This is a genomic window from Thalassobacter sp., assembly GCF_982993085.1.
Genome location: NZ_CEZFMW010000122.1, coordinates 1 through 10328 on the forward strand (window position 1 = coordinate 1; position 10328 = coordinate 10328).

The 10328-nt window shown below is 59.9% G+C and carries 11 protein-coding genes; 2 read left to right on the plus strand and 9 right to left on the minus strand.

All coding sequences use genetic code 11. The features are described 5' to 3' along the window. The 7 genes from AC4GMC_RS15290 to AC4GMC_RS15320 all read right to left on the minus strand — a co-directional run. Positions 1 to 370: hypothetical protein (locus AC4GMC_RS15290; RefSeq protein ID WP_490391468.1), on the minus strand; the 370-nt coding region annotated here is incomplete at its 3' end. Between the two features lie 17 nt (positions 371 to 387). After that, entirely contained in the window at positions 388 to 600 is a 213-nt protein-coding gene (locus AC4GMC_RS15295; RefSeq protein WP_487876272.1) for a hypothetical protein, read from the minus strand. Beyond that, a complete protein-coding gene (locus AC4GMC_RS15300) occupies positions 600 to 1106 on the minus strand; it encodes a hypothetical protein (protein ID WP_487876271.1) in 507 nt (168 codons plus the stop codon). The genes AC4GMC_RS15295 and AC4GMC_RS15300 overlap by 1 nt, the downstream gene beginning before the upstream one ends. A 4-nt stretch (positions 1107 to 1110) precedes the next feature. Further along, positions 1111 to 1284 (minus strand): hypothetical protein, encoded by a 174-nt coding sequence (locus AC4GMC_RS15305; protein ID WP_487876270.1) that lies wholly within the window; start codon positions 1282 to 1284, stop codon positions 1111 to 1113. A gap of 12 nt (positions 1285 to 1296) precedes the next feature. Then, positions 1297 to 1965 carry a hypothetical protein gene (locus AC4GMC_RS15310; protein ID WP_487879352.1) on the minus strand — a complete coding sequence of 223 codons (669 nt, stop codon included), beginning with the start codon at positions 1963 to 1965 and terminating at the stop codon, positions 1297 to 1299. Positions 1966 to 1970: 5 nt separating this feature from the next. Further along, a complete protein-coding gene (locus AC4GMC_RS15315) occupies positions 1971 to 2426 on the minus strand; it encodes a hypothetical protein (protein WP_487876268.1) in 456 nt (151 codons plus the stop codon). Between the two features lie 2 nt (positions 2427 to 2428). Next, positions 2429 to 3823, minus strand: coding sequence for an exonuclease domain-containing protein (locus tag AC4GMC_RS15320; RefSeq protein WP_487876267.1), 1395 nt, complete (start codon positions 3821 to 3823; stop codon positions 2429 to 2431). A gap of 118 nt (positions 3824 to 3941) precedes the next feature. Between AC4GMC_RS15320 and AC4GMC_RS15325 the strand changes: the two genes are divergently transcribed. After that, positions 3942 to 5978, plus strand: coding sequence for an AAA family ATPase (locus AC4GMC_RS15325; protein ID WP_487876266.1), 2037 nt, complete (start codon positions 3942 to 3944; stop codon positions 5976 to 5978). 100 nt (positions 5979 to 6078) lie between these two features. Beyond that, entirely contained in the window at positions 6079 to 7068 is a 990-nt protein-coding gene (locus tag AC4GMC_RS15330; protein ID WP_487876265.1) for a helix-turn-helix transcriptional regulator, read from the plus strand. 53 nt (positions 7069 to 7121) lie between these two features. On the opposite strand, the gene AC4GMC_RS15335 is transcribed toward AC4GMC_RS15330, so the two are convergent. Both AC4GMC_RS15335 and AC4GMC_RS15340 read right to left on the minus strand, forming a co-directional pair. Then, positions 7122 to 8051, minus strand: coding sequence for a metallophosphoesterase (locus AC4GMC_RS15335; RefSeq protein WP_487876264.1), 930 nt, complete (start codon positions 8049 to 8051; stop codon positions 7122 to 7124). Between the two features lie 82 nt (positions 8052 to 8133). After that, a partial coding sequence (locus AC4GMC_RS15340) for a UvrD-helicase domain-containing protein (protein ID WP_488084113.1) occupies positions 8134 to 10328 on the minus strand: 2195 nt, incomplete at its 5' end.

The following is a 10328-nucleotide window of genomic DNA, read 5'->3' on the forward strand; positions in this document are numbered from 1 at the left end:
CCTTCTTGCCGCGCAGCTGTACGCCGGCAAACTTGAACGACGAGTACTGGGGCTTCAGAAAGTTGAAGGTCCCCGCCTTATTCTTCACCGACGCGCTGACACCGGTTTTGGACAGATTGAAGCCAAGCGGTCCGGCACGCCAACGACCGATCAGCTGAAACCTTCCGTTCTGCAGTGCCATGCGTGTGCCGTTGGCAACCCGGGTGGAAGCCCGCACGCCCTTGGACGAGTTGGCCGTCAAGTTGACCGGGCCCACCTTCTCTTCAGCCCGAACCGCCACACCGCCCGTGCGAGAAGCGCGGGTGTATTTGCCTCGATGTTCGATCCGGACCTGCTTGCCGTCTTCGTCTTTTTTGCCAAAGCCAAACATCGCTCCCCCCTGACCAATCAATCCAAGTCGACTGAAATCGTCTTGCCAGCAACGTAGACATCTAAATCGCGGCCCAACCCAAATCCGAAATTGAAGACCACCGTCATGCCATCGAGCGGATCAGCGTCCGGGCTGCGTGCAAAATAGTCTGCCACTACGCGCTCAATCTCTGCGTTGAGTTCTTCAAGCTTCTCCTCGGGTATCTTGAAGTCATCCTGCTTAAGCCCCATCACAATCCGCCTTTTCTTTCGCCATTAGACGATTTTTCCGAAAGCACTCGAAGCTCCGACGCATTTGCAGACGTGACGGCCTCATCTGTGGATTTATTGCCCCAGTTGACCAACATCAGCACTGTCCAAGCCATATCGACCTGAGCGATGGCCTCATCTATGGCGCGGCCCAATTGGGTTTCGAATTTGCCATTGATCTCGACATCGATGTCTCGCGTGTATCTGATCAGGCATTGAGGCGCTGGAAGAATATCGATTTCGTCAGGCGCACAGAACTGTTGTAGCCGCTGAATCGCCAAGCTCACTTCTGGTTCTCGGCTACTCATAACCTCGAACTCTTTGAGCATCACAAAGCCCCAAGCGGCGCCGTCGGTCGAGCAATAGATATCTGAGGTATAGTAGAATCGCCATCGGGGTGACGGAATTGCCAGAGCAAGCTGCAGAGGCGAAATTATGTCGAAATCCCAACCTCGGGTTTCAGCAAAGGCTGCTGCCTTCTCAATCATGCAGTCATCCTCCCCAGCCGATCAAGACCGCGAGAAAGCCCAGAAACGCGAGAGCCAGAAGCGCAGAAAGGTTTAGGAACAGGCGGCTGGTCAGGATGCGAAAGAGGAGGACAAGCAGCCCTATCGCAACCATGCCGGCGACGATGAGAAAAAGCACACCTGCGGCAGTCTCCGACACCCTATCGCCCCATCAATCCACGACGGGGTAATATGGCGCACCCCAATCTTCGTTCGGGTTCGACATCATCGTGTCGACAAAAACTGGCAGAAGGCTCAGCAGCAGTTCAGCCCCATAACGCACCTGTTTGCGGTTCACCTGGCTGTTCCAGGTCGCGCCACCATGCACGAGCTGGTTGCGGAGCACATACAGCCTGTCAAACAAGATGCTCAGCAGCTTTGCAGTTTCCTGCCCTTCAATCGCATATTGCGCGGCCTTCTTGGCGTTCTCAAAGCGCACCTGCCAGTTGTCATACTGAGCATCGCCATTGTGGAACTTCCAGAACGGGCTGAAGATGTACTTGTTGTCCAGCAGCTCGGCCACCACGCCTTCGAAGTGGTGCCAGATTTCATGGGCGATGCGGCCCCTTGGGTCGCACCGCACAAGCGCATCGAAGAAGTTCTGGAAATCTGCCCGAGCGAATGACCCTGGGTCATCCCCCATGTCCTTCGCATAAGCGGCGTTGAAGGCAATCCAGCTGAAGATAAACGCGGCATCGGGATCGTCGTCGATCAATGCGGCCGCCCGAGCAATCCAGCTGATTGATCTGTGTGTGCGCAGGTTCAGCTCGGGGGAATTCTGCTCGCGCAGCTGACGGTGCTTGTCACGCAAGTAATCAAATTCGTTCGACACAACTGCCATCGTCCTCACGCTCCCAATCTACGCGCAATTGCATCGCCAAGCCGCGACGTGATCAGCCCCCATACGGCACCGCCGCCCGTACCCGCACCGCCATCGCCCCAGCGCTCGCTTCTCATGATATAATGCAGGATCCGACGCAGCTCGCGCAGACAGAGAGTATCGACACGCCCGAGGTCACGTTCGAGCCATCGCATGAACTCAGGCAACGGCGTTTTTTCCCGGTCACCCATGTTCTCGCCGCCATCATGGCAGACGAAGCCACAGGAATAGGTGGCATCAATGAAGGCGGACCATTCCACCCATTCGATTGGCTGAAGCCGCTCATCACGCGACGCATGTTCATAACGGACGAGCAAGTCCCGCAATCGCGTGCCCACGAACCGGACCTGCTGAATCGTCAGCTTTTCTTCAAGGCTGAACAGACCTTCACGAATATCCGGATCATTTTGCAGCGCTGGCATCTTCAGGTCAGCTCCCCGCTCGCAATACCGGTTCCCAGCTCCAATATGAATGCCTCGATTTCGTCCAGCATGGCGGGATCCTGTGCTGAGGCAGCCTTCATCTCCAGGAGCGCTTGGCGTGCCTTTTCAAGAGTCATCCACTCAACCTCGGTTTCCGTCGACGCGTTCCAGCGATCGCGGCGCCACGCGATGTACCGGCGACGGTCACTGTCTGACAGCAGGTTGGGTGAATGGAATGCGACAAGCCTCGCTCCAAGCTGGCGCAACCGGGCATCTTCGAAGGTCGCCACGATTTCTTGCCGACGCGGCCAGTCCGCCCCCTGGAACTCCTTCAACCGAGCCTTGTCGTTCCAGCTGTAGAAGCCGTTGAAAATCTGCCTCTCGACATGCTGCGGCGCCGTGTCGGGGTCCGTCGGATAACGCGCGGTCATCGCCGCGATCAGCCGCTGGCGCAACTCGGGGGCCTCTGCAAGTGCCAGGGCACGCCGCCGCTGTTCATCCGTCACGGTCGCGGGCGGCAAGAGCATCGGCACCTTGTTGATCGAGATCGAGCGCAGGGGACGCGGCTCTGCATCCATGGCAGCCATCAGATTTGCGTCAGACGCCGTGATCAACTCTTCCGGATCCATCGCATCGAGATCGAAAAGATAGGCCTGATTCTGGTTCTTGGCAGCATAGCCGCAGAGGCACCCCATGATTGCCTTCGGAGGGCCGCCCCCAAACCGGCCAACCAGTTCGACAGGCTCGAACTGTTCCAGCTGCGCCTGAACGTGAGACTTATCACGGTTGGCCAGGAGTTGTTGCCAGAGGTCGGGCGCGCGTTCAGCGATCAGCCGCGCAAGGTGGATCGTCGCTTCGACGTCCCCCAAAGCGTCATGGGCATTGTGCCCCTCAAAGCCGTTCTCAGGGGCAAGCCGATCGAGCTTGAAGCGGACACGGCCAGTTTCATCGACAGGCCATTTGAGCAGATCGGGACAACGCTGAAAGACAGCAAACACGGCGGTCATAATGTCAAAGCGCGTGTTGCCGTTGAATTGCGTGACGAAAATCTCGGGTTGCAGGTTCTGGTAGAACATCTGGCGCAGCATCTCCTCATCAAAGCGGATGCTGTTAAACCCGGTCCAGATCGCGGGCGACCAACGCGACACCAGCTCTGTCAGCGCTTGGGCAAACTCGAACAGGCTCGGCAGGTCAGGATCGACAAGCTGATGCGGTCGCACCCCAGTGACCGCCAAGGCCTGCGGCGACGGGATGACATGGGGTGCCAGGCGGCAACGCAGGTTCACCCGCTCGATCTCCTTGAACTCGGCATCCGTGAGGATCGCTGCGAATTGCAGGGGATGGTCGAAGGCAGGCGACGTACCGGTGGTCTCGAGATCGAAAAATGCAAAGTTCATAAGGTTGTATAGGCAGTTTCAGTGAACAGGTCACGCAGATATACATCGCTGCCGCCACAGATACGCCCGATTCTGACGCATGCGCCCACTACATTCCATTCGTCACGATGGAGGTTGCATGACGCACAAATACGAGCAGCGATTCTTAATTGATCTGGCGTTCCGGATTGCCAACAGTTTTCCCGCCCGCAGTGTCGTGGCCCAGGAGCTTTCAAGCTGGGCCGAGGATCAAGATCTGGGGTTCGACTGGGATCCGGAGATCGACAGTTTCAGGAAGAAAGGTGTCCCTGCTCCTGTGTGGACCAACCTGCGGAAGCGGCTCGCGGAGCGCGTAGCATCGACTGCGTTGCCGAAACCAGATGTCTTGGCGGAAAATGTCACCCTCCTGGCGGATCATGTCGGGCTGAACGCGGATGAACGTGCCATCTTCGAACTGGCGGTTCGCGCTGGGCGATCCGGGCCAGTGAAGTCTCTGTGCAACTCTCTGGTCGATGATGCACGGATCCCGGTGCAGGATGCGGTCACACAGCTTTCCGGCCTACCTGCCGCCAGCGTGCGGCGTGCCCTTGCACCGGCTGGGCGCTTGGTGGTCTCCGGTCTCTTGCAGTTCGATAAACCGCCCCTGAGCGGTCTCGGGCTCTTTCCCTCCGACCGCCTTCTAGTGGCTCTGGATCCGCCATCACGCACCCTGAGTGACATTCTGGGGAAGCTTTTTTCCCGCGTCGGCGCCGCATCGGCGGAATGGGAGGATTTCGCGCATCTTGGCGCTGGGCGTGAATTTGCATTCCGTCTGCTCCGCGGTGCGCTTGAGCGGCGCGAAAAGGGCGTAAACATCCTCCTGCACGGGGTGCCGGGCACCGGCAAGACCGAGTTCTGCAAAGCGCTGGCGGTGCGTCTCGGTGCTGGGCTTCACGCTGTCGGCGAAGCGGATGACGATGGGGACGAGCCATCCCGGTTTGAGCGCCTGCAGCAGCTGCGCCTCGGTCAGCGGCTGCTCAGCGACCAGGGCAACAGCCTGATCCTGTTTGACGAGATGGAGGACCTGTTTCCAGGTCTCGACAATGGGATCTTTGGCATTTCGCTGCGCCGCGCCGGCTCGAAGGTCCACATCAACCGGCTTCTGGAAAACAATCCGGTCCCGACATTGTGGACGACCAATGATATCAGCGATTGCGACCCCGCGTTCCTGCGGCGGATCTCATTCACGCTGGAGTTGCGAACGCCACCGGTTTCTGTGCGCAGCCGCATCTGGGAGAAGCTCGCCGAACATCACCACATTTCAATGCCCAAAGACCTCTGCCTTGAACTTGCCCACAGCATGGAGGATGTGCCCGCACTTGCAGACAGCGCGCTTCGCGCAGCGCGGATCACGCGCGGCGGTGCCGACGACGTGAAGTTTGCGGCCGCGGCGATTTCCCGTGCGGTGCGCGGCGGGCACACCCCGCTTTTGGCCCCCAGCAGCGTCAGGTTCGAACCTGAATTGGCCAATGCCGACCACGACCTTGCACTGATCACGGAGCGGTTCGTCGCATGCGGTCCCGCCAACACAGGTGGGCTTTGCCTCAGCGGCCCTCCTGGCACCGGCAAGAGTGCCTTTGCGCGCTATCTCGCGGAGCGCATGCAGATGCCGGTCCTCGAGCGGCATGCCTCCGATCTTCTCGATCGCTATGTTGGCGGCAGCGAGCGCAACATCGCAGATGCGTTTGCCGAAGCGCGCGACACCAGCGCATTTCTTGTGTTCGACGAAGCGGACTCGCTCCTCGGCGCACGCGACGGCGCAACGCACCGCTGGGAAATCTCGCAGGTCAACGAAATGCTCACCTGGATGGAAAACCATCCCCTGCCCTTTGCCTGTACCACCAACCTCGTCGAACAGCTGGATCCTGCCACCACCCGGCGCTTCTGCCTCAAGATCGCATTCCTGCCGCTCAGCGCCGAGCAGCGTGAGGCCTGTTTTCGCCGCTTCTTCAAAAACGATCCACCCTCGGGGCTTTGGGCACTCGACCAACTGACACCAGGGGATTTTGCGGTCGTTGCCAAGCGATCGAAGTTGCTGGGCATTGCTGAGCCAGAGGCGATCCTCAGCGAACTGCGCCGCGAGCAATCCGCCAAACCCAACATGAGAAACCCGATTGGGTTTCGTGCGGCAAGCTGAGTGAGGGGCTTCATCAGATGCGCGGCAATCATGCATCCTCACCGCCCCGCTTGAAGCCATGATGCGTTTCCGTCAATCTGATGGAAATGGAGGGACGCCAATGCGTTATGGCCGATTAGCAGATCTAGTGAGGCTGGCCATGCAGATGCAGGGCCGCGCCGATGGTCTGTCCCTCGACGACATCGGCGAGACCTTTGAGGTGTCGCGCAGGACAGCGGAGCGGATGCGCGATGCCATCCGCGACGCCTTTCCACAAACCGAGGAACTTGTGGAGCCTGGAGGGCGGAAGCGTTGGCGACTGCCGCCAGGTACAGCAGGCCGCCTTGCCGACCCGAACGTCGACGATATCGCAGCCCTTCATCGCGGCGCAGAACTCGCGCGCCAGTCCGGGGACCTTGTCACTGCGGATCATCTAGATGCGCTCTCGGATCGTCTTCGCGCGCGCCTCTCTGGTCCAAAACGGGCGCGGTTAGAGCCAGACATTGCCGCGCTGCTGGAAGCGGATGGAGTCGCCTTGCGACCGGGTCCACGCGAGCGCATTCCAGACGAAACGCTGAATACGCTCCGCGAAGCGATCCTTGCTGGTGTTTGGATCACTGTCGATCATCGCGCACGTGCAACTGGGCTTTTGAGCCGCAACGCGCGCCTAGGCCCGCTTGCGATGCTACTCGGTGAGGGGCGCCAGTATCTTGTTGCGTTCAGCGACTACGCGCAGGATGTGCGCCTCTTTGCCTTGGCAGGCTTTGAGCGGATCGAGCTCGCGGAAGATATTTTTGAGCGGTCGGCCGATTTCAACCTTGGCGCCTGGATGGAGCGATCCTTTGGGATCTGGCAAGAACACGTGTACGACGTCGTTTGGCGCTTCACACCCGGAGCGGCGCCCGACGCGCGCCTCTATTTGTTCCACCCCACACAGGTCATGACCGATGAGCCCGACGGGAGTTTGACGGTGTCATTCCGCGCAGGTGGGCTGCGCGAAATGTGCTGGCACCTGTTCCGGTGGGGCGACCAAGTCGAGATTTTGTCGCCACCTGAATTGCGTGCCGCAATGGTTACCCAAGCGGATGAAGCGCGGCGCCGATACTCGTGACGAGTATTGGCGACAGCGAATTCGTCAGCATTCAGTCCTTCCCGAGACAGCCCCTATCGGTGAATCTCTACATTTTCCACGCTGAGATCACGCGAACCGGCAAAATGCGAGTAAGTCACAAGAGGGCCATCGGTACCTGCTGAATAATCGAGGCAAAGCGCGTTTGCGCTCTGAAGCTCAGGGTCACCCGACATCCAGTAGTGCCCGAAAAAGACAGGCAAATCCCCATCAGGATAAATGGTCGTCAACAAATCATCAGGCAGGGGCGCGTCTGGAAGCTGATCGATGTCTGGCACTGACATTGCAACCTGACGCCAAGTCCGGGCGTCGCCGTTCCACCATTTCACTCTGACATGGTGGCGAACCTTCCCACCCTTGTCCTCAAAGGAATGTTGATGAGGCAAACGTGCCTCCGGCCCCTTTGCAACTGCTTCAGCGAGATCGTAGAACGTATCGCCTTTTCGACCGGCCCGGATCAGCTGGTCCGCTGATAGGACGCCGGCTCCAGTCTGTCGCCTTAGGTCATCGATTGCTGAATGGATCCATGCCGCATGAACAGCGCGAAATTCGTCAGTTTCGATAAACAGCGGCAGGCTCGTCATCCAATCCAGCACGTTCTTGGTGTGCGACGCACCAAGTGGGAACTCCTTAAGAAAACTGCCGTGCTGGAAGAGGTTATCGGTGTCATGTGGGCGCAGCGGCGCCCCAGTCTCAGGATCGGCCGTATGGAAGTGGATGGCATTCAATTCGTGGTTGCCCATGATGGCTTGGGCACGCCCCGCATCCATCAATTCGCGCACGATCCTGATGACGGCAGCGTTTTCGGGACCTCGATCGATAAAGTCGCCCAAGAATACGATCTGACGATCAGGCTCAGAGTGAAGCCACGTCGTGCCTTTCCGCCGCCATCCAAGGTTTTTGAGAGCAACACGCAGCTTCTCGGCCTGGCCGTGGATGTCGGGAATTATGTCAGTGATGCTCATGGCCCTGCACTCCTTATTTTTGTAAAGTGAACCACGGCGCTGGCTATGCAATCAGAGGCCTGCCGCCGTGGTGTTCCGCCGTTCATTCTGCTTTGCCGTCGACGAAGACCTCCAACTCGGCCCTGTCGATCCAGTGGATTGCCACGTCAGGTTTGATTGCCGCGACCTGATCCGCGAGAACCCCTCGATAAGCATCCAGCTGTGCAAAGTAACCTGCAAAGCTGCCCGCGCCACTCTTGTGGTCCAGGATCAGTCGTTTCCCGCCACCCGTCGCCAGAAGGTCAATGATTCCGTTGAATTCAGCACCTGATGCTTCACGCCTCTGGATCGGCACCTCGCACTCGATCTGCGTATAGCCCTCAGCCGTCAGCCATTGCTTGAGCGCGTCCGCCTGCGCCTGCAACACGTCTAGCGTCGCCTCGTCAAAGCCCGTCGCCGCAGACAAGCGCGGGCGCAAATCCGGGCGCAGCAAGAGAACGCGTATTGCCCTGTGAAGGGCGGTGCCACGCTCGCTGGCCGTCGCCACAAGGGAGACAGCCTGTGGCGGGACGTCCAGCTGAACGATACGTGTCTGAACTTCAGGCAGCGGATCCTGCACGATTGAAGAAGGTCGGACGCGCCATGCCGTCTGCTGCGTCTCGAGCATCGACCGCAGCTCACCAAAGGCCAGCCTTTCCGACGCCTCTTGCAAGCCAGAAGCTCCCAGCACGCCTGGCGCCTCAGCGCTGCACATCAAGGCTCGCGCCGGGAAACTGGCACCGCCAACCTTCAAGCTGCCTGCCTCAGGCTGCATGCCCGCCTCCAGCACCAGCATTTCGGCGTGGTTCGCAGGCCCCTCACTCTCGCCGAGCTTCTTCAGCGCAAAATCGGGCCATTCCAGGATCAAGCGATCGCGCCCGCGGGTTAGGGCTACATATAGAAGGCGGCGCGCATCCGCTTCTGACGCTGCGCGGCGATCGGCAATGAAGGTTTCCTTCTTTTCCTTGATGGGAAGGTCAGGCGTCCAGATCAAGATCGCCCGTTCAAGGATGGCACTGAGATCACTGAAATCCGTGAATTCGGCGCGCAACGTGCCGGGCTTTTCCCCAATCTTCTTGTCGAGACCGACAACCACGGTGATCGGCCATTCCCGGCCCTTCGAGGCATGCCAGGTGACAATCTCGACGCCCTGTCCGGCGCTTTGGCCCGGATCAGGGTGGCGGTCGAAGTCGCGTTCCTCGCGGCGCGCCTCGAGCCAGCCCAGAAAAACCTGCGCGCTGGCGCCATGGAAGCCAGCCGCGGCCTTGAAGTCACGGTGGGCCGAGACGAATTCGCTGACCTCAGCGTAGAGCCGCATCAGGTCCGCATGGGCTTGCGCCGCCTCGGGCATGCGCGCTGCCCAGTCGAGGATACCCGCAGCTCTGAGCACCTGCGGGAGCAGAGTTTCCAGCGGCATGGCGGGTGCCGTCTCGGCCAGGGCCCGCAAACCGGCAAGCTCGGCACAGGTTTCCAATCCACCATCGGCAAGCAGGCTCATCGCCTGCTGAAGAGGCATGGATGATGGACCAAGCGTCAGGAGCGCGAGTGCCGCATGGCGATCCGTGGGATCAACCGCGAACGCCAGCGCGTTGCGCGCCGCCATGACAGCAGGCGAGTCCAGCCAGCCTGTTGCGCTGATCCGGACCGGGACACCTTGGCGCTTGAGCGCCGTCGCATAGCGCGCCGCCATCGAATGGGTCGGCGCCAGGATGGCAATGTCGCGCGGCTCGACAGGGCGGAATGTCGGCGCCTTGGGATCACTCTCCCGCTTCACCACTGGCCCAGCCTCTGCGAGGATATCGGCAATACGCGCCGCCACATGTTCCTCGGGGCGCGATTTCTTCGATCGGCGCCCTTCCGGAATGCGCAGGATCTCCGCAAAAGTCTGGCCGGTTTCCGGCCGCTGCGGCACCAGAGGAACATAAGCCTCTCCGAACAGCCCCTTCGAAATCGCGTTCACCATCTGCATCAGCCGCGGATCAGAGCGCCAGTTGCCCGTGAGGGGCGAGGCCGCGTCCGGATTCTGTCGCTCGAGCGCCTCGCTCAAGCGGGGGTCTGCCCCCTGGAAACCCATAATCGACTGCTTTGTGTCTCCCACGATCAGCACGCGCTTGGCGGATTGGGCGATGCGCCACAGCAGAGCGAACTGCACCGGGTTCGTATCCTGGAATTCGTCGATGATGACACAATCGACCTCGGACAAAAGCGCCTCGAGGATTTCAGGGCGCGTCCGCAGAAGGCGCTCGGCATCGCAGATCA